This window comes from Sulfidibacter corallicola, assembly GCF_017498545.1.
GTDB classification, from domain to species: Bacteria; Acidobacteriota; Holophagae; order Acanthopleuribacterales; family Acanthopleuribacteraceae; genus Sulfidibacter; species Sulfidibacter corallicola.
In genome coordinates, this window is the sequence record NZ_CP071793.1 from 7,766,591 (window position 1) to 7,785,695 (window position 19,105).

The following is a 19,105-nucleotide window of genomic DNA, read 5'->3' on the forward strand; positions in this document are numbered from 1 at the left end:
TGGCACGACGGATCTCTCGGCATCCGGGAACTCCGAGCGACTTTGTTTCAAGAGAGGTCGCGGAGGAAACGGAGTCGGTGGGTGGTGCTATCGGCCAAGTGGTGCGTTTTAGGGCAAAAATGATCAGGAAGTCAGGAATCAAGGAAACCTGGAAGGATTTACTCGCGCCCCGGGGTGGGTGCTTGATCCTTTCCTGGTTTCGGATGTTCATGGGTTCCTGCAAAATTTTTCGGATGAATGACCCATGGCCCTTCGCGAGAAACCAGGTGGTCGTTTTCTTTCTTGAAATCGAACTGGCTATGCCCGCTGGTTCGCGGCTCTTTTTAAAAAACTCTGTAAAGTTGGAAGATAAAGTTTAAAATCCTTGGTGAAGCAAGTTCCGTTCGGCGCGCCCGAATGTCGAGAGATTTGTCGTGCCCGGTAGGGGCATCAGGGGCGGTAAGCCCGTCGGATGAACTTGTCGAAGTAATCCACGCGAGGAGTTTCAACCTAATTAATGTGCGGCGGGCACGGCCGGTATGGCACGGCCGGTAAGGCCGGCGCACCTACCGGACCATCGGCAATCCATGGTTCGGCATTCCGTGGTCCGGCACTCCGGCCCCCGGGCTGGGCGGCGACTCTGTGGTTTTAAGAAGTTTATGGATGAAGGGCTCTGCTGCTGCGAAGGAATTATCCTCCTCCCGACACCTTCGCCAGAATCTGGGCACAGGCCTCCGCCACCGTGACTTCGCTAGTGTCGATCCGCACCGCCGGCGCCTCCGGCTCCTCGTAGGGATCGTCGATGCCGGTGAAATGCTGGATCTCGCCCGCACGCGCCTTGGCGTACAGGCCCTTCACGTCGCGCGCCTCGCAGGTCGACAACGGCGTGTTCAGGTGGACCTCCACGAAGTGCCGGCACATGGCGCCCACCTTGGCCCGCGTCTCGCGGTACGGCGAAATGTACGAGGCCACCACCGTGATCCCGTGCGTTTCCAGGGTCCTGGCGATGAACCCGGTCTTCAGCACGTTGGCGTCGCGATCCGCCTTGGTGAAGCCAAGCTTGGGCAGGATGCCGCGCGTGATGTCGCCGTCCAGCCAGGCGACCCGGTGCCCCTCGCGCTCCAACAAGGGAATCAGCGCCTGGGCGATCGTGGATTTGCCGGCGCCCGACAGGCCCGTCAGCCAGATGACCACCGGTTGAACCGCCCGCTCACCGACCTCGGCGGCTGGTGCCTTCGCCCGCGTCAAACGGGCCAGAACGGCGTGGACCCCGAGTTCGAGCAGCGCGATGGCCAGGGTGAGGTCCCAGCGACGGGTTGTCAGCCAGACGGCCAGGGGCACGGGCGCCGCCAACAGCCATCGCCAATGTCGCGACGCGCCTCGTTCGGGTCGGTGGGCGGCCGGGCTTGGGTCCGCCTTGGGGGAATGGTGTTCCGGCATCGTTGCCATGTTCCGCACTTTCTCGCTCGAGGCCCCGATGCGCACTCGTGGTTACGGGCCGCTCCAGTCGACATGGATTCGGTTCGCTCAGATGGGCGTCTCGACGATTTTACCCGGATTCAGGATTCCCTGTGGATCAAACACCTCTTTAATGCCCGCCATCAGCACCAGCCGCGTCGAGCCCAGCGCCTCCTCGAGATAGGGCGTCAGGGTGCAGCCCACGCCGTGCTCGCCGGAGAGGGTGCCGCCCATGGCGCAAACCCGCCGATAGATGTCGGCGATCCCCTCGCGCACCGGCCCCTGCCAGGCCGCCTCGTCCAAGGCGTCGCGCAGCACGTTGACGTGGAGATTGCCGTCGCCCGCGTGGCCGAAAACCGCGGTTCGGAAGCCGTATCGACGGCCCACTTCCTTGACCATGTGGACGACATCGGCCAGCGCCGCGCGGGGGAAGCTGAGGTCCACGTCGCGGAAGGGGGTGGTCTCGATGACGGCGGGGCCGATGCGGTGGCGGTAGGTCCACAGGCGCCGGACCTGGTCGGGATCCGAAGCGAACAGCAGGTCCGCGCAGCCGATCGATTCGGCTAGGTCGGCCGCGCGCTCGGCGTCCGCCATGAGGAAGTCGGCCTCGCGGCCGTCGAAACCGATCCAGAGATAGGCCGCCAGGTCGGGATCGGCCGGAGCGTTGCACAGGGGTTGTGCCAGGGCGATGGCGTCGCGGTCGACGATTTCGACCTCGCTCGGTGTCAGGCCGCTGGTGAAGACACGGCAGATCATGTCGGTGGCCGCCTCCAGGGTGGTGAAGCCCATGCGCAGCAGGACCGACTCGGGCGCTGTCGGCACGAGCCGGAAGACGGCCTTCGTGATCACCCCCAGGGTGCCTTCGCTGCCCAGTATCAGGTGGGTCAGGTTGTAGCCGCAGGCGAACTTGCGCACGTCGGCCCCCGTCCAGATCACGCGGCCGTCGGCGAGCACCACCTCCAAGTTGAGCACGTAGTCGCGGAAGGCGCCGTACTTGACCGATTTGGGGCCCGCGGCGGCTTCGGCCAAGTTCCCGCCGACCTGGCACCAGTCGCGGGATCCGGGATCCGGCGGCAAGCGCAGGCCTTTTTCGGCCAGGCGGTCCTGCAGCGTGCCGGTCACCATGCCGGCCTCGACCGTGACGGTCATGTTCCGCGCGTCCAAGACGACGATCCGATTCAAGTGGCGCAGGCTCAGCACCAATCCGCCGTGAATCGCGGCGGCGCCACCGCTGACGCCGCTGCCGCCGCCCCGTGGCACGACCGGGATGCAGTGTTCGCTGCAGACCCGCAGCACCGCGGAGACCTGCGCGACCGAACGCGGGAAGGCGGCCGCCTCGGGGAGGTGGTGCAGGTCGCGCGTTTCGTCCCCGGAGAAGCTCGCCAAGCGATCTGGATCGGTGATCAAGTCGTTTGGATTCAGGGTCTGGCGCAATGACTCGAGCCAGGCTCGTTGGGTCGTTTGGTACATGCGAGGGCTCCTGGTTGCGATTGGGAAAGGACCGAATCGACGGGCACGATGCGCGCAATGATTCGTTTCGGTGGGCTCAGGCGATGCGGCGACGGATGAACTCGGCCAAGCGCGCGACGCCCCGATCGATCTCGGAAGGGGTGTTGGCGCAGAACGACAGGCGGATCTGGTTCGCGCGGCCCGGCGTCAGCGCGAAGTAGGACATGGGCACCACGATCACGCCGGCCTGGGCGGCACAGGCTTCCAGACAGGCGTCGTCGAAGGGGAACGGCAGCGTCATCGTCAGGAAAAAGCCACCGTTCGGACGGTTCCAGGTCACGCTTGCGCGCAGCGGGTCGCCTGCCGGGAAGGCTCCTTCGAGGGCGTCCAGCATGGCGTCGCGATTGGTACGGTAATGATCGCGGACCGGCGCGACGTGGCGTCTCAGCGAGTAGTCGGCATCGATGAGCACACCGCCCACCATGGCTTGAAGCAGGGCGCTGGTGTTCACCGTGGTCAGGCTCTTGATGGGCGAAAGCATCTCCGTCAAGCGCCGAGACGCGCCGTGCTCGTCCCGCACCCGGATGTCCGTAACCAGGAACCCGAGCCGCAGTGAAGGGAACAGGGTCTTGGAAAAAGTGCCCAGGTAGATCACCCGCCCGTGGCGGTCGAGCGATTTGAGGGTGGCGCGCGCCACGTCGTCGTAGCCGAACATGCCGTAGGGGTTGTCCTCCACGATCAGGAAATCCAGCTTGTCGGCCAGTGCGAGCAGGGCTTCGCGGCGATCGTGCGGCATGTCGCAGCCGAGGGGATTGTTGAAATCGGGAATCGCGTAAACCGCCCTGGGATTTTTGCCGGCAGCGCGGACCTTCGCCACCTGGCGGGCAAGGTCGTGCAGGTCGATGCCGTGCGCGCCGCAGGCCACGGGTACCACCTCGATGCCCAGCAGCCGCGCCAGACCCGTCATGCCGATGTAGGTGGGATCGGCGGTCAGCAACACGTCGTCCCTTCTCCTGAGCAACCCGATCAAAACCAGGGCCATAGCTTCCTGGCAACCGCTCGTGACGACGATGTCCTCGGGGTCGACCCGAATGTGCTCGTCGATCGCGAGGTGACGAGCGAGGTGGGGGCCGATGATGCCGTTGGTGCGCCCGTACTGGCCGATCGAACCCAGAATCGCGGCCTCGTCCAGCCCCGTCCGCCGGCATTCTTCTTCCAGAAAGCGGTCCATCTTGGCCGTGACCTCGCGGACGTGGAAGAAATCCTCGGCGGGCCTTCCGGCGGAGAAACTGATGGCCTGGGGATAGTGGATCTTGACCTCGTTGAGGAAGTTCATGACGGAAAGCTGGGGCTCGCCAAGTGCGGCATTCAGATCGCGAGGGGAGAGGGAGACGGCGACGAGGGGGGCGGTCTTCATGGAGACTCCGGAGGCGCAAGGAGATTTGATGATTGAGAATAAATCTCAATATCTACTAATGGCTCCGAAATCATACGTCATTTGGTCGGGTCGCGCGAGCACTTCCTGACCTTCCATCGATGCCGTCGACTCCGCGTTTTCGCGCCCGTCATCCTCCGAACATGCGCATCTCCTGTCCCGGTTTGGATTCCACCGGACTTCGGCCGCGCCAAATCGCGACCCGCAAGTCGCCTGCGGCCAGGATCATATGCCCAAAGAATCCAACAATGGCGAAAAAAAGTTACTGGGATCCCGCGAATTGGCGATACGTATTGTAGCTTATGTAAGGTGCTAGAAATGATGGCCTTGTCTTTGGTGTTCGACCGCTTTTTCGCGAGGCTTGGATTTATTGGAAGACTGTTTTTTCTGGTTGGGTCGCTGGGTTTTACGGGGCTCGCGGCTCAAGAAAAAACTCTCCATTTTACCCGCTATGACGAAAATCACGGGCTATCTCAGAACTCTGGCAACTGTTTGTTTCAAGATGCCTATGGCTACATTTGGATCGGTACCTGGGACGGGTTGAACGTCTTCGACGGGCTCTCCTTCAAGGTCTACCGCCAAGATCTCGACGACCCCACCAGCATTTCCGACAATTCCATCAACGTCATCGCCGGGAGCCGCAACGGGGATCTCTGGGTTGGCACGCGCAGTGGCGGGTTGAATCGCTTTCACCAACAATCGAAGCGTTTCACGCGGTTCGAGCCGAATTCCGAAGATCCCAGGTCCCTGCCGGACGAGTCCGTTTTCGCGGTGCTCGAAGATTCGCAGGGCCGCGTCTGGGTGGGTACCGAACAGGCCGGCTTGTACCGCCTCCTGCCCAGCGGCGACGGATTCGAAGCCATTCACGCCACGCCGCCGGGTGGTCCGGACCTCAGTCGGGCCTATATCAACGAATTGCTGGAGGACAGCCGCGGCCGTATCTGGGTGGGTTCCAACGAGGGGTTGCTGTATTTCGAACCTGGCAGGGAACGCTTGGTTCCGTTCCAGGCGCAGGTCCCCCTGCCGAGACGGCGCGTCGAGGGCTTGATCGAGGATCGTGACCAAAAAATTTGGTTTGGGACCTGTCGCAACGGACTGATGCGAATCGATCCGCAGACCGGGGCGCTCGACCGGTTTCTGCTGGACGAATCCGATCCGGACTACGTGGAAGGCAATTGCGTACGGGAAATCCTGCAAACGCGCGACGGCGACATTTGGGCGGCCACCAGGGGTGGCATCAATCGGCTCATCCTCGACGACCTGCGTTTGGTTTCCTACCGCTTCGATGCCCGCATTCCCGAATCCATTTCCTCCAACCAGGGCTCGTCGATCCTGGAAGACGAGACGGGCATCATCTGGTACGGGAGCCTGGATCGCGGCATCAACAAATTCAATCCCAGAACCGAGGTTTTCGGCCATTTCAAATCGGGTACCGATACCCGCCATTCGCTAGGCGGCGATCAGGTGCGCAGTATTTTTTTAGACCGGAGCGATCGTCTATGGGTCGGACTCGGCGGCGACGGGCTCGACCGTATCGATCGGCGAACCGGCGTCGTGCACCATTACCGGCACGATCCCGAGAACCCCAAAACCTTGAGTTCGGATCTCGTCGAAGTGGTCTACGGGACCCGGGACGGCAAGATCTGGGTGGGCACCCAGGACGGTCTCAATCGACTGGACCCCGAAACGGAAGAGATCAAGCGGTACATTTCTTTTCTCAATGACCGCTCCACCTTGGGGATTCCCTTCGTGGTGGCGCTGCTGGAAGATGCGGCGGGTCGATTGTGGGTGGGAACCTACGGAAAGGGACTGGACCTGCTGGATCGCGAAACGGATCGTTTCACCCACTACTGGCACGACCCACAGGATTCGACCACCATTGTGGGGCAGTTGGTGACGGATCTTCGCGAGCAGGACGATCGATATCTGTGGGTGGGTACCGGCCAGGGACTGAGCCGCATGGATCGCGATCACGGGACATTCGAAAATTGGCGGCACGAAGCCGGCAATCCCCGTTCACTGAGCCACAATTTCGTGATGGCGCTTTGCCAGACACGTCACGGCATCCTGTGGGTCGGCACCAATCGAGGCTTGAATCGCTACCATCCCGAGAGCGATGATTTCACGGTCTACAACGAGCGCTCGGGCATGGTCAACAGCTCGGTCTACGGAATCCTGGAAGACCTGCAGGGCATGCTGTGGATGAGCACCAACAAGGGTCTGGCGCGTTTGGACCCCCGCTCGAACACCTTTTCGACCTACACCTACGAGCACGGCCTGCAAGCCAACGAGTTCCACATGGGATCCTTTTACGGGGCCTCGGACGGGGAACTGTTCTTCGGCGGAATCAACGGGTTCACGGCTTTTTATCCCCATCGCATTCAAGATGATCGCGAGCCGCCGCGCGTGGCGCTCTCGGAATTCACCTTGGCCAATCGGGACGTGCCGCTGTCTCGACCCGCGAACCCCACGCCGCTGGATGTACCCATCGGCTTCGCCAAATCGATTACCCTGACCCACCGCGACAACGTGATCGGTTTCGGGTTCAGTGCACTCCACTTCGCCGACCCCAAGAAGAACCGGTTTCGCTACAAGCTGGACGGGTTCGACGCGGATTGGGTGACGACCAGTGGCCAGCGTCCCTTCGCCACCTACACGAACCTGGATTCGGGCAAGTACCTGTTCCGATTGAAGGCCGCCAATCTGGACGGTTACTGGAGCGAGGAAGAACACCAACTACGTCTGGTGGTGCGGCCACCACCCTGGCGAAGTTGGTGGGCCTACACGCTTTATGTCCTGGCTGGCAGTGCCGCGCTGGGGGCCGTCCTTCAAGCCCAACGTCACAAGCTGCGGTTGGAACGGCGGGTGGTGGAACGGCTCAAGCAGGTGGACGCGCTCAAGGACGAGTTCCTGGCCAACACTTCCCACGAATTGCGCACCCCGCTCAACGGCATCATCGGCCTCGCCGAATCCCTGCGCGACGGCATTGCCGGGCCCATGACCAAGGAGGCCGATTACAATCTGGGCATGATCGTCGCCAGCGGCCGGCGCCTGGCCAGCCTGGTCAACGACATCCTGGATTTCGCCAAACTGCGCAACCGCACCCTGGAATTGAACCTGACCCGGGTCGACCTGCACACGCTCTGCGACGTGGTGATCCACCTGTCGCGACCCTTGGTGGAGGGTCGCGAGCTGGTGTTGGAGAACCGGGTCGATCAGAGCCTGTTCGCCCTGGCCGACGAGAATCGCGTGTTGCAGATCCTGCACAATCTGGTGGGCAACGGCGTCAAGTTCACCGAGTCGGGACGCGTCTGGCTCGACGCCGACGTGCGGGACGACATGGTCTGTGTGGAGGTGGGTGACACCGGCATCGGCATCGCGCCCGAGAAATACGGAAAGATCTTCAACTCGTTCGAGCAACTGGATGCCACCACCGCGCGGGCCTACGGTGGGACGGGGCTGGGCCTCACCGTTTCCAAGGAATTGGTCACGATCCACAAGGGCGATATCTGGGTGGAATCGGAACCGGGCAAGGGGTCGCGCTTCTTTTTCACCTTGCCCCTGTGGCGTGAAGGTGAGGTCTCCGCGGCCAGATCCAAGATTTCCAAGGTACTCGAAGGTCCGCTGCCTACCAATCCCGAGAAGGCGACGCGTCGATCGACCGGTTCCAAACACCGCGCCCATATCCTGATCGTGGATGACGAGGTCGTGAATCGACGTGTGCTGTCCAACCACCTCTCCTTGCGGGGTTTCGTGTTGGACGAGGCCGGTGGGGGCCTAGAGGCGCTGCGCATGATCGAGGAAATCGGCACCTTCGATTTGGTGCTGCTGGACGTGATGATGCCGCGCATGAGCGGCTACAAGGTGTGTGAAGAGATCCGCAAGACCCGCGGACCCCACCAGCTCCCGGTCATCTTCTTGACCGCCAAGAACCGTGTCGGCGATCTGATGAGCGGTTTCGCCAGCGGTGGCAACGACTACCTCACGAAACCGATCCTCAAGCAGGAACTCTTGGCTCGGGTGGAGACCCAACTGGATTTGCGACACTTCAATCGGTCGCTCGAGGAAAAGGTCGCGATGCGCACCGCCGAGCTACGGGTCGCCAACGAGGAGCTGGAGACACTGGACAAGATCGTGCGCACCGTGAATCGCCAGGTGCACGTGCGCGACCTGTCGCAATCGCTGCTGGAGCAGGCCATCGACCTCATCGATCCGGCCGATCAGGGGTTCATCCTGGTGCTGGAGGAGGAGGCCAAACAGTTTCGCTGTGAAGCCGCGCACGGCTGCGAACTCACGGGCCGGTACGTGGCGGGTGAGGACATCGAACGGCTGCTGTTGCCCTGGATCGGCGGAAGCGACCGGAACGGCGACATCATTCATCTGGGCGGCGAGGTACTCACCCAACAGAATCTCGTGTTTCCCGCGGCCCGCTCCCGGCTGGTCATGGCGATGCCCTACGGCGGGCCGATGGGCGCCTTCCTGATTTTGGACAACCCCAGTCGCGAAGATGCGTTCCGCGATACCGACATCCACATGCTCTCCCGTTTTCGCGAGCACGTGATTTCGGCGATGACCAAGGCCAAGATGATTCGGGACCTGGCCGAGAGCCGTCGCAAATTGGTGGATGCGGCCCACATGGCCGGCATGGCCGAGATCGCGGTCAACGTGGTCCACAACGTGGGCAATTCGCTGAACAGCGTGTCGACCTCGGCCCAGATGCTCTCGGAACTGGTGGGGCAGGATCGTTATCTGGGCATTCTCCAAAGGGTGGTGGCCCTACTGGAGGAGGCGGAAGGGGACTGGAACCATTTCTTCGAGCAGGATGCCAAGGGCAAGATGGTGCCGGAGGCCCTGGGGCTCGTGGATCGCGGGCTTCGGGAGTATCGCGAGAAGCTGGAACAGGAAGTGACCCTGCTGACCCGTCACATCAAGGACATCCAGGGGTTTCTGAACGATCAGCAGCGCTACGCCAAGCCGGATTTGCCCTATGCCGAAACGGCCCATTTGGAAGATCTCATCGCGGAAGCGCTGGCCGGAGAGTTCTACCTGTTCCGCGAATTGGGACTCGAAATCGAGCGCGATCTGGAGCGCCTGCCGCCGATCCGCCTGAACCCCTCCAAGATGCGACGGGTCCTGCTGTGCCTGCTGCGCAATGCCTGGGAGGCGTTGGCCGTGGTCGATCACGACCGCAAGTGGATTCGGGTGCGATCCGCGCGGGAAGGGGATGCCGTGCGGATTTCCATTCGCGACAACGGGGTCGGGGTGGCGGCCGAGCACCAGGATCGGGTGTTCGGCCAGGGATACACCACCAAGCCGGAGGGCATGGGTTTCGGTTTGCACTATTGCGCCAACGCGGTTGCCGAGATGTCGGGTACCATCGAGCTGCGCAGTGACGGTGCGGGATGCGGCACGGAGGTGTCGATCCTGCTGCCGTTGGAGCCGGACGGTGTCGTGGAGCCGGGTTGAGGAAGCGGGTCCGCCCGCGTGGGTCGCCCACCGAACGAGGCGCCCACGCGGACGTTTTGGCCGGCGGCGTTCGATCAGGCCTGACGGCCCGCGGTGACGCCGCCGTCCACGGCGAGTACCGTGCCGGTGACCCAGTCCGCCTCCAGACCGGCGAGGTAGAGAATCGCCTTGGCCACGTCGTCGGGGCGGCCGTTGCGACCCAGGGGGTGGAAGCCGTGGAAAGTCGGCAGCACCTCGCGGACCTGCTCCGGGCTCATGAAGGTCTCGTAGACCGGCGTTTCCACGACGGCGGGCGCCACCGCGTTGACGCGAATGCCCTTGTCGGCGAACTCGATGGCCAGGTTGCGGGTGAGCGCGTGTACGCCGGCCTTGGCGGCCGAGTAGGCGGACGAGGGCGTGGCGCCGATGGCCTGCTCGGCCCACATCGAGCCCACATTGACTATGGAACCACCACCGGTTTTCGTCATTTCGCGAATCGCTGCCTGGGAGACCAGGAAGGTTCCCTTGAGGATGATGTCGCTGTAGCGATCGAAATCCTCGACGCGGTGGTCCAGGAACGGTGTCGGTTTGAATACGCCGGCGTTGTTGACCACCAGGTCCAGGCCGCCGAATTCGGTGACGGCCGTGGACGCCAACTCGCGGGCGACCTGCTCGTCGGCCACCGAGCCGGCCACCCAGCGGACCCGCCGGCCGTCGGGATCCAGTTCACGGGCCGTTTCGCGGAGTACCGCCTCGCGTCTTCCGTTGATCACGACGCGGGCGCCTTCCGCCAGCAACAGGGCGGCAGTGGCCTTGCCGATGCCGGTCCCGCCTCCGGTGATGATGGCAACCCGGTTTTCGAATCGTTGTTCGCTCATGTGTTCCTCCAAATTGGTCGGCGGTCCGCTTTTCGGTTAGAATGAAACCGCGACCTCGTTCATCGTTGCCTTAGAATCTAAGCAAGACCTTTGTTTTGAACCAGTAAGCACTTTCGGGTGTCCTAGGTACTTTTGGGTGTCAAATGGCGTCATCCACCGAAAAAAAAATTGAAAAAAATTACGAGCGAATGGTGCCGCCCCCGCACGTACGCGAGATCGTCGAGACGATTCTGGGCTGCAAATGGTCGCTCACGCTGCTGACGATGATGCGCGAGGGCATTCATCGACCGGGCAAGATGCACCGTTCGGTCGAGGGCTTGACGCCCAAGGTCATGAACCACTGCTTGGGCAAGATGTTGACGTTCGGCCTGATCGAAAAAACGGTGTTTCCCGAGGTGCCGGCGCGAGTGGAGTACCGAATCACGTCATTCGGCCAGAAATTCATGCGGGTGTTCGAGGTGATCGACGAGCTGGATCGCGAGTTGGCGCGCGATGCCACCTCGCGGTAGGTTCCGCAGGGGGCGGTGAACCCGCGCGCCCGAATGTTCGAACCAACCCGGAGCGAGTTCCATCGAAGAACCCGCATATTGAGAGTGACGTTGTGCCTGTAGGTTGGCCCGCTGGGCCGACGCGTCGAAGCAACCCAAGCAATTACAACCAATTGGGCCGAAGAGCGAAGCACAGAATCTCCCTTGCGAGCCCAATCCGAAGCCCAAAAGTCCAAAGGTCCCGCATTGTGAGAGGTGCGTCAGGCCTGTAGGTGGAGCAGGGCCGGTAAGGCAGCTTGCTCCACCAATCGAAACAACCCTAACAGCGAGAGCAACCAACGCAAAAAAGCGGAGCCCGGAATTCTCCCCATACGCCTATACCGAAGTGATCCGACCATGCCGTCCCCCCGTCGAAAGAGATTCGTCGTCGCTGTGCCTGGGCTGCCAGAGGCTGTGTAAAAACCTCGATGCGGCTTCGATTTGGGGGCTGCGAGGGAGATTCTGTGCTTCGCTCTTTGGCCTAATTAATTGTGGTTGTTTGGGTTGTTCCGTTTTGTCGGCCCAGCGGGCCAACCTACAGGTCTTACGCCACTTTCACGATGCGGGGACTTTGGGCTTTGGATTGGGCTCGCAAGGGAAATTTAGAGCTTCGCTCTTTGGCCTAATTGGTTGTAATTGCCTGGGTTGCTTCGATTGGTGGAGCAAGCTGCTCCACCTACATGCCTGACGCCCCTCTCACGATGGAGGGACTTTGGACTTCACGGCTTTCGATTGGGGTGGCGAGGAGAATGATCGGCTACGCTCTTTGGTGCAATTAATTGCTGTTGCTTGGGTTACTTCGGCGCGTCGGCCCAGCGGGCCAACCTACAGGCACAACGGATCTCTCGGCATGCGGGCACTTCGCTCGTGATCCCTTCGGGGATGGTCTGATAAGCGAGTTTATGGGTTCCGCCCTTGCCCGGGCTACTTCAACCCCAGGCGCTTGGCGAGGTGGTGCAGGTTGGAGCGATGCACGCCCAGGCGCTGCGCCGCCTTGGCCCAGTTCCCGTCCGCCCGCGCCACCGCTTGCCGGATGAGCTGGCGCTGAAATCCCTCCGTGGCATCGCGCAGGTTCAGCGATGGCTCCTTCTCGGGTTCCAATGTCGCGCCGGCCACCGGATCCAATCGCACGTGTCGGGGCTCGAGGACCGGGCTGCCCGGTCGCTCGCGGACGGCGCGCAGCAGTCCGCGCATCACCGCGTTGCGCAGTTCGCGCACGTTTCCCGGCCAACTCGCCCGCTTCAAGGCTTCGATCAGCTCGTCCTTGATCGTCACCTCGCGAATGCCCATCTGGCGTTTGTCCTGGGCCACGAATCGCGGCACCAATTCACCGATGTCCTCGCAATGGTCGCGGAGTGCCGGCACCGGGATCGGGTACACGTTCAGTCGGTGGAACAGGTCGCTGCGGAACCGACCCGCCTCGACCTCGGTCACCAGGTCGCGGTTGGTGGCCGCAATGATCCGCACGTCGACCGTCACCGACGTATCCGAGCCGACCCGTTGGATTTCACCCTCCTGCAGGGCCCGCAACAACTTGGGTTGGGTCGCCAGGGGCAGTTCGCCCACCTCGTCGAGAAACAGGGTGCCCTTGTGGGCCAGTTCGAACTTGCCCATGCGGTCGTTGTCCGCGCCGGTGAACGCACCCTTGCGGTGTCCGAACAGTTCCGATTCCACCAGGGATTCCGGCAGCGCCGCACAATTGACGTAAATCATGGGCTGGCGCCCGCGCAGCGATTGGGCGTGGATGGCCCGCGCCACCAGCTCCTTGCCGACCCCGGTCTCGCCGGTCACCAATACCGCCAGGTCGGTGTTGGCGACCCACTCGATCTCCTGTCGCAGCTTCTGCATGGGCGGACTGTCGCCCACCAACAGTCCACCCGAACGGCGCTGATCCGTGCGCCACAGCTCGTGGGCCAGGTCGGTTTGATGGCGGTGCTTTTCTTCGAGCTGTTCCATCAAGTGGGCCGTCTGCAGCACCGAGCCCGCCAGGGCTCCCAGCAGGGCCAGCAGGTGCCGGTCCAGGTCGTCGAACCGCCCGGGTTCCAAGGCGTCGGCCGTCAGCACGCCGACCACTTCGCCGTCAAGCGTCAACGGACAGCCCAGGCAGGAGTGCACGTCGCCGGGCGAATGGCCTTCGTCGCCGATCAGGTGGTCGAACGGGTCGGGCAGGGGACTGTCGGCCGCGAACAGAACCGGGTCCGCCGCCTGGCTGATGATGGCCAGCCGTGGGTGATCCCCGATTTCGTAGCGACGCGCCAGCGCTTTGGCGTGCAGGCCGATGGCGGCTCGCGGTCTCAACTGGCGGCCGTGCAGGGTCAAGAGGCAGGCGGCATCGTAGGGGATCAGCGCGGCGATGGCCTCCAAAAGGGCGCGGTAACGGTCGGTGGCGCGCATGGAGCGATTGAGATCGAGCGCGATGGTGAGCAGGACGTCGATTTGGTTCATGTTGTGAATTCTATAACGCAGTTGTGAATCAAACAACGGACGATGTTGTAAAAAACGCAACGTTGTCAGTTAAGTGTAATGAAATGAATTAGTTAAAAGGTGGCATGCTCCTTGGAATCTCACGCCATTGCCTGTGGTGCCCCTATGGGGCGTCCATGGGCCACACGCGATCTCGAGGCCGTGCCCATCCCTCCTCCTCTCCCGAGATCCGCTGAATCAATGGATGGGCGCCAGTTTTCAAGGAGCCTTACATGACACATAAATCGGGTTGGTTGATTTTGGCTTCCGTCTTGGTGGTGACCTTCGCCATTCTCGGCTTTTTCGGACGGGAGATTTACCGCCAGGCGCCGCCGATTCCGGCGGCCTACGTCGACGACACGGGCACACCGCTCTTCACCAGGGACGAAATCCTGGAGGGCCAGCGTGTCTGGCAATCCATCGGCGGCCAGCAGCTCGGGTCGGTTTGGGGACACGGAGCCTACCAGGCCCCGGACTGGACCGCGGACTGGTTGCACCGCGAGCTGGTCTGGGTGTTGAAGCAATGGTCGGAGCAGCGACACGGACAACTCTTCGAATCGTTGAGCACGGGCCAGCGCGCCGCCTTGGAGGCCGAGCTGACCGAGCTTTACCGCACCAACACCTACGACGCCGAAACCGAGCAGGTCCTGTTGGCGGGCATTCGCGTCGAGGCCGCACACGCCATTTCCGAATATTATCAAGGACTGTTCGGGGGCAACCCCCACCAGCGCGAATTGCGCGAGGCCTACGCCATCCACGAAAAGGTTTTGCCGGATCCGGAGCGGCGCCGCTTGATGACGGCCTTCTTCTATTGGAGTGCCTGGTCGGCCGCCACCGAACGCCCGGACCAGGCGATCACCTATACCAACAACTGGCCTCACGAACCCCTGATCGGGAACCGGCCCTCCACCGCCAACCTGTTCTGGTCGATCGTCAGCATCGTGTTGCTGCTGGCGGCGGTTGGCGCCCTGGTCTGGTACGAGTCGTTCAAACGCCACGAGAGCGAGGACGCGAGCGACCTGCCGAAACGCGATCCACTGGACGGTTTCGCGTTGACGCCGTCGATGCGGGCTTTGGGCAAGTACGTGGCCGTGGTGGTGCTGTTGTTCGGCCTGCAGGTGTTGTTGGGCGCACTCGTGGCCCATTACACGGTCGAAGGCCAACACTTTTTCGGGATTCCGATCGCGGAAATCCTGCCCTACAGCCTCGCCCGAACCTGGCACATCCAGCTCGCCCTGTTCTGGATCGCGACCTCCTTTCTCACGGCCGGCCTGTTTCTGGCTCCGATCATCAACGGTGGCAAGGACCCCGCCCATCAAAAGCTGGGCGTACAGGTGCTCTTCGGCGCCCTGCTGGTCGTGGTCGGCGGCAGCCTCGTGGGCGAATTCCTGGCGATTCACCAGAAATTGGACCTGGATTGGAGTTTCTGGATCGGCATTCAGGGGTACGAGTACACGGATCTCGGCCGCATCTGGCAAATCGCATTGCTGATCGGCCTGGGCCTTTGGCTGGTTTTGATGTTGCGGGGCATCCTGCCCAAACTCAAACAGCAGAAGAAAGGCCGCGACCTGTTGCTGATGTTCACCGGCGCCAGCGTGGCGATCGGGCTCTTCTACACCGCGGGGCTGTTCTACGGCGCCAAGACCCACCTTTCCATCATGGAGTATTGGCGGTGGTGGGTGGTGCACCTGTGGGTCGAAGGCTTTTTCGAAGTCTTCGCGACCACCGCGCTGGCGTTCATTTTCGCCAACCTCGGCCTGGTCCGTCAGGAGGCGGCCACGCGCGCGGTCCTGCTCTCGACCAGCATTTTCCTGGTGGGCGGCATTCCCGGTACCTTCCACCATATCTACTTTAGCGGCACGCCGGTATCGATCACCGCCATCGGCGCCTGTTTCAGCGCGTTGGAGGTCGTGCCCCTGGTGCTGATCGGCAAGGAGGCGTGGGACACCTATCGCAAACACCGCCTGACATCGTGGATGGAGGCCTATCGCTGGCCGATCATGTTCTTCGTCGGCGTGGCCTTTTGGAACCTGGTCGGTGCGGGCGTCTTCGGCTTCCTGATCAATCCGCCGATCGCGCTGTTCTACATGCAGGGTCTCAACACCACCGCGGTGCACGCCCACGGCGCGACCTTCGGCGTGTACGGCCTGCTCTCCCTGGGCTTGATCCTGTTCGTGGCCAGACGGATGACGGCGGGTCGTGCCTGGAACACGCGTTGGTTGGCGTTCAGTTTCTGGGCGCTCAACATCGGGCTGGGCTTGATGATCGCCCTGAGTCTGCTGCCGATCGGCCTGATTCAGACCTGGGCCAGCGTGGAGCACGGCCTGTGGTACGCCCGCAGTGCGGACCTGCTGCAGACCGAACTGCTGGAAACCCTGCGCTGGATGCGGATCATCGGCGATACGGTCTTTTTGATGGGCGTGGGTAGCCTGGCCTGGTTCATGGCCGGTTTGCGCGGCGGCTGGAGCTATGTGGAGGAGGAGCGGCCCGCGGCGACGCTGATCCCCGAACCCTCCTGAACGGAACGTCGCCCGACGACCCAGCCAACGGGGGCGAAAGAGATCGGGCATCAGGAATCGGGCATCAGCTAATCGCCTGTGAACAAGTGTCTTGCTGAGGCCTGAGACCGTGCCCATCCAGGCGAACCAACTTGGCCGTTCCGGTCTTTCCGAAGTCTGGATGGGTACAGGCGGGATCTCATTGATTCCGCCGAGTCCCCTCGTGCGAACTGTCATCGGCAGACGGGATCAGGTTTCAGCTAATTGCCTATGAACAAGTATCTTGCGGAGACCTGAGACCGTGCCCATCCAGGCGAACCAACTAGACCGTTCCGGTCTTTCCGAATCTGGATGGGTACAAGCGAGACCCCATCGAATCGTCCGGGTTCATCTCCGGTACCGTTCGATGGGGTTTGCTGGTTGCGGGATCCCGATCAGGCGGAATCAGTCGCAGTTGCCGTAGTTGTTGAAGATGAAGATCAGGTCGCGGATGTCGACGCTGCCGTTTTCGTCGATGTCGTAGGTAGTGCCGCGCCAATCCGCGAGGATGACCCGGAAATCGTTCTGGTCGATGACCTGGTCGCCGGTGAGATCGAGCCGGCATTCGGGGATCGGCAGGGTCCAGGCGCCGCGGCCCATCAAACCCGCCGTCAGGATGCCGTCGGCCGGGTCGTAATCCAGATCCATGGCCGGTGCGTTGGGCAGACCGGTACCGGCCACTCTCCAGACACTGAACCCGTCGCTGGCCCTGGCCTGGAAGACGCCGCGATCGGTGCCGGCGTAGAGGATGTCGCCCTCTTCGTGGGCGCGATAGGCCAGGGAGCGGTGGAAACCGGGATCGAAACTGGTGAGGTTGCCCGTGATTTCGACCCAGGACGCGCCGGCGTTGTCGGTGTGGAAGATGCCGATGCCGGTCAAGGCGAAGGCCGTGTTGCCGGCGTCCGGATCCAGGACGATGTCGCGCACGCTGAAGCCGACGCCCGTGCCCGGGAACGAGGTGGACTGGGTGAGGCCGGATCCCGGTGGGCCGGTACGCACGTGCAGGGTGTCGCTGTTGCCCACGTAGAGAATGTTCTCGTTGTCGGCCGCGCCGTAGGAGATCGGGTCGCTGCCCAAGGTGGCGGCGCTGGACACGGTGGTGCTGATCTGGGTCAGGGTGTCGCCTTGATCGAAGGATTCGAAGGTGCCGTTGTTGGCAAGAATGATCATGCGTGTCTGATCGACGCCGTGAAGCTCGATCGGCGTGAGGAAGGCCGGCTGGATCTGCTGGCCGGAGACCACGTTCAAACCGATGAACACGCTCGATTGAAACTCGTTGTTGGCGTTCCAGGTTTCGCGGCGGAACTGGCCCAGACCCTGGAAGCTCGTGTAGCGTACCGAAAGTCCCGGCGTGGTGGTGTCGTCGACCGCCACGTCGCCGCCGTCGGCCGTCTGGACACTGACCCAGCGTTGACTGCCCGTGGCGTCCTGGGCGCTGGAACCGGTATCCTGGGCGCCGCCCACGACCACGTTGGCGTTGGAATCATAGGCGATGTTGTGGAATTCGGTACTGGCCAGGGTGCCGTTGAGCGAAATCCAGTCGCCCTGGTCGCTGCGGGGATCGGTGCGTTTGTAGATGCCGCCGTCGTCGGTTTCGATCAGGTTACCGGCGGCGTCGAACGTCATCTCCCGCGAGTCGGCATGGGGCGAAGAGTTGGAGGCGGTGCCGCCGCCTTCCGGACCGCGACTGTTGTCGTGGGTCAGGTGGGCGCATTGACTGCCGCCCGCCGCCGATGCGTCGCAGCGGTAGAGGTTCCCGGAGAAATCGATGGCACCGATGCTGTTGGGAAAGGGGTTGTCTTGGCGATCGCCGCCGATGTAGACGATTTGGTCGTTGGTGGGATCGGCCGCGATCGAGAGGTGGATCGATGCCTGGCCGCCGGGGTGAATGGTCGGGTTCGGCAGATCCATTTGGGTCCAGTTGTCCCCGCCGTCGCCGGATCGGAACAGGCCCGAGAGTCGACCGTTGGTGCAGATGGCGGCGAACACGTTGTTGTTCTGACCGACGGCCATTTCGATGTTGGATGCGCCGGCCGCGATCAGCGATTCGATGGCCGCGTTGGAGACCCGGGTCCAGGTGGCGCCCGTATCGTCACTGCGGTAGATGCCGTTGACACCGCCATCGTTGTCCGAAAGACGCGAGGCGGTGAACAGCCGCGCCGAGTTCAGGGGATCGCCCACGAGGTCCATCATTTGCCCGCCCGGCAGGCCGGTGGTTCCGCCGTCGCCCAGCGATACCTGACTGAAGGTGGCGCCCGTGTCGGTGCTGCGGAACACCCCGAAGGTATTCGAGAGATTGCTCGCGGAACCGTTCGCCGAAATCACGATGATGTTGCCGCGGGCCGCGATCCCCGAGATGTTGGGTTCCTGTAAACCCGTTCCGGTCAACTGGGTCCAGGTCGTTCCCCCGTCGGTGGTGCGCAGCACGCCGATCCGGTCGCCACCGGTCGAGGCGAAGCTCGAAAAGCGACCGGTGCCGGCAACCAGGGTTTGGTGGCCGGTGTCGGAGGGGTCTAGGCTCATGGCGCCGAACGACAGCGATCGAAGGGACCCGCTCTCGGAATCCGTTTGCGAAACCCAGGTCGGCGCCGGCGAGGTGGCGTTTTCGGTTTTCCAGATGCCGCCATTCACGGCGCAGACCCACAGGACATCCGCGTTGGTGGGATGGGCCACGACCACGTGCACCGCACCGACCACCTCGTCGTCGGGTTCGACGTTCTCCACCTGGCCCTGGGTGTTGGGTGCCGGACCCTCGGGTTCCCAGGCAGGCCCCTGCGCCCATAGGCTACAGAAACCCGAGAATAGAATGAGACCGATCGTTTTCAGAGAGATACGTACATCGAGAGGGCCTCGGTTCGCCACGGCCCCTGAACGCTTTCTGTTCCATCCAAGCAAGTACAATGTCTTTCTCCTTGGCTTATATCTCGTAGTGAT

9 protein-coding genes and 1 pseudogene are annotated in these 19,105 nt (G+C 62.5%); 4 read left to right on the plus strand and 6 right to left on the minus strand.

The window, feature by feature from the left end; translation table 11 throughout:
- Positions 1 to 669: 669 nt before the first annotated feature.
- The 3 genes from cysC to J3U87_RS23890 form a co-directional block, all read right to left on the minus strand.
- Positions 670 to 1,428, minus strand: a complete 759-nt coding sequence (gene cysC / locus J3U87_RS23880) for an adenylyl-sulfate kinase (RefSeq protein ID WP_237378295.1) — start codon at positions 1,426 to 1,428, stop codon at positions 670 to 672.
- A 78-nt stretch (positions 1,429 to 1,506) separates the two neighbouring features.
- Positions 1,507 to 2,907 (minus strand): FAD-binding oxidoreductase, encoded by a 1,401-nt coding sequence (locus J3U87_RS23885; RefSeq protein WP_237378296.1) that lies wholly within the window; start codon positions 2,905 to 2,907, stop codon positions 1,507 to 1,509.
- Between the two features lie 76 nt (positions 2,908 to 2,983).
- Positions 2,984 to 4,303 carry an aminotransferase-like domain-containing protein gene (locus tag J3U87_RS23890; protein WP_237378297.1) on the minus strand — a complete coding sequence of 440 codons (1,320 nt, stop codon included), beginning with the start codon at positions 4,301 to 4,303 and terminating at the stop codon, positions 2,984 to 2,986.
- 339 nt (positions 4,304 to 4,642) lie between these two features.
- Here J3U87_RS23890 and J3U87_RS35365 point away from each other — a divergent pair.
- Both J3U87_RS35365 and J3U87_RS23895 read left to right on the plus strand, forming a co-directional pair.
- Positions 4,643 to 5,128, plus strand: a pseudogene (locus J3U87_RS35365) (ligand-binding sensor domain-containing protein); the annotation flags it as partial.
- 840 nt (positions 5,129 to 5,968) lie between these two features.
- Positions 5,969 to 9,787, plus strand: coding sequence for an ATP-binding protein (locus J3U87_RS23895; protein ID WP_420038321.1), 3,819 nt, complete (start codon positions 5,969 to 5,971; stop codon positions 9,785 to 9,787).
- 74 nt (positions 9,788 to 9,861) lie between these two features.
- Here J3U87_RS23895 and J3U87_RS23900 read toward each other — a convergent pair whose 3' ends face one another.
- Positions 9,862 to 10,644 carry an SDR family NAD(P)-dependent oxidoreductase gene (locus tag J3U87_RS23900; protein ID WP_237378299.1) on the minus strand — a complete coding sequence of 261 codons (783 nt, stop codon included), beginning with the start codon at positions 10,642 to 10,644 and terminating at the stop codon, positions 9,862 to 9,864.
- Between the two features lie 143 nt (positions 10,645 to 10,787).
- Here J3U87_RS23900 and J3U87_RS23905 point away from each other — a divergent pair, with 143 nt between their 5' ends.
- Positions 10,788 to 11,153, plus strand: coding sequence for a winged helix-turn-helix transcriptional regulator (locus J3U87_RS23905; protein ID WP_237378300.1), 366 nt, complete (start codon positions 10,788 to 10,790; stop codon positions 11,151 to 11,153).
- 942 nt (positions 11,154 to 12,095) lie between these two features.
- On the opposite strand, the gene norR is transcribed toward J3U87_RS23905, so the two are convergent.
- Complete coding sequence (gene norR / locus J3U87_RS23910) at positions 12,096 to 13,616, minus strand: nitric oxide reductase transcriptional regulator NorR (RefSeq protein ID WP_237378301.1); 1,521 nt, start codon at positions 13,614 to 13,616, stop codon at positions 12,096 to 12,098.
- Between the two features lie 251 nt (positions 13,617 to 13,867).
- Between norR and J3U87_RS23915 the strand changes: the two genes are divergently transcribed.
- Positions 13,868 to 16,153: a nitric-oxide reductase large subunit gene (locus J3U87_RS23915; protein WP_237378302.1), complete on the plus strand. Its 2,286-nt coding sequence runs from the start codon at positions 13,868 to 13,870 to the stop codon at positions 16,151 to 16,153.
- Between the two features lie 423 nt (positions 16,154 to 16,576).
- Here the strand turns inward: J3U87_RS23915 and J3U87_RS23920 are convergent, their stop codons facing one another.
- The gene (locus J3U87_RS23920) at positions 16,577 to 18,895 is read right to left on the minus strand and encodes a beta propeller repeat protein (RefSeq protein ID WP_237384551.1); all 2,319 of its coding nucleotides are present in this window, start codon (positions 18,893 to 18,895) and stop codon (positions 16,577 to 16,579) included.
- Between the last annotated feature and the right edge of the window lie 210 nt (positions 18,896 to 19,105).

What these genes read in the sequence shown, in the direction of transcription:
- cysC (WP_237378295.1), bottom strand. Translation starts at nt 1,428, where the DNA reads ATGGCAACGATGCCGGAACACCATTCCCCCAAGGCGGACCCAAGCCCG.
- J3U87_RS23885 (WP_237378296.1), bottom strand. Translation starts at nt 2,907, where the DNA reads ATGTACCAAACGACCCAACGAGCCTGGCTCGAGTCATTGCGCCAGACC.
- J3U87_RS23890 (WP_237378297.1), bottom strand. Translation starts at nt 4,303, where the DNA reads ATGAAGACCGCCCCCCTCGTCGCCGTCTCCCTCTCCCCTCGCGATCTG.
- J3U87_RS23900 (WP_237378299.1), bottom strand. Translation starts at nt 10,644, where the DNA reads ATGAGCGAACAACGATTCGAAAACCGGGTTGCCATCATCACCGGAGGC.
- J3U87_RS23905 (WP_237378300.1), top strand. Translation starts at nt 10,788, where the DNA reads ATGGCGTCATCCACCGAAAAAAAAATTGAAAAAAATTACGAGCGAATG.
- norR (WP_237378301.1), bottom strand. Translation starts at nt 13,616, where the DNA reads ATGAACCAAATCGACGTCCTGCTCACCATCGCGCTCGATCTCAATCGC.
- J3U87_RS23915 (WP_237378302.1), top strand. Translation starts at nt 13,868, where the DNA reads ATGACACATAAATCGGGTTGGTTGATTTTGGCTTCCGTCTTGGTGGTG.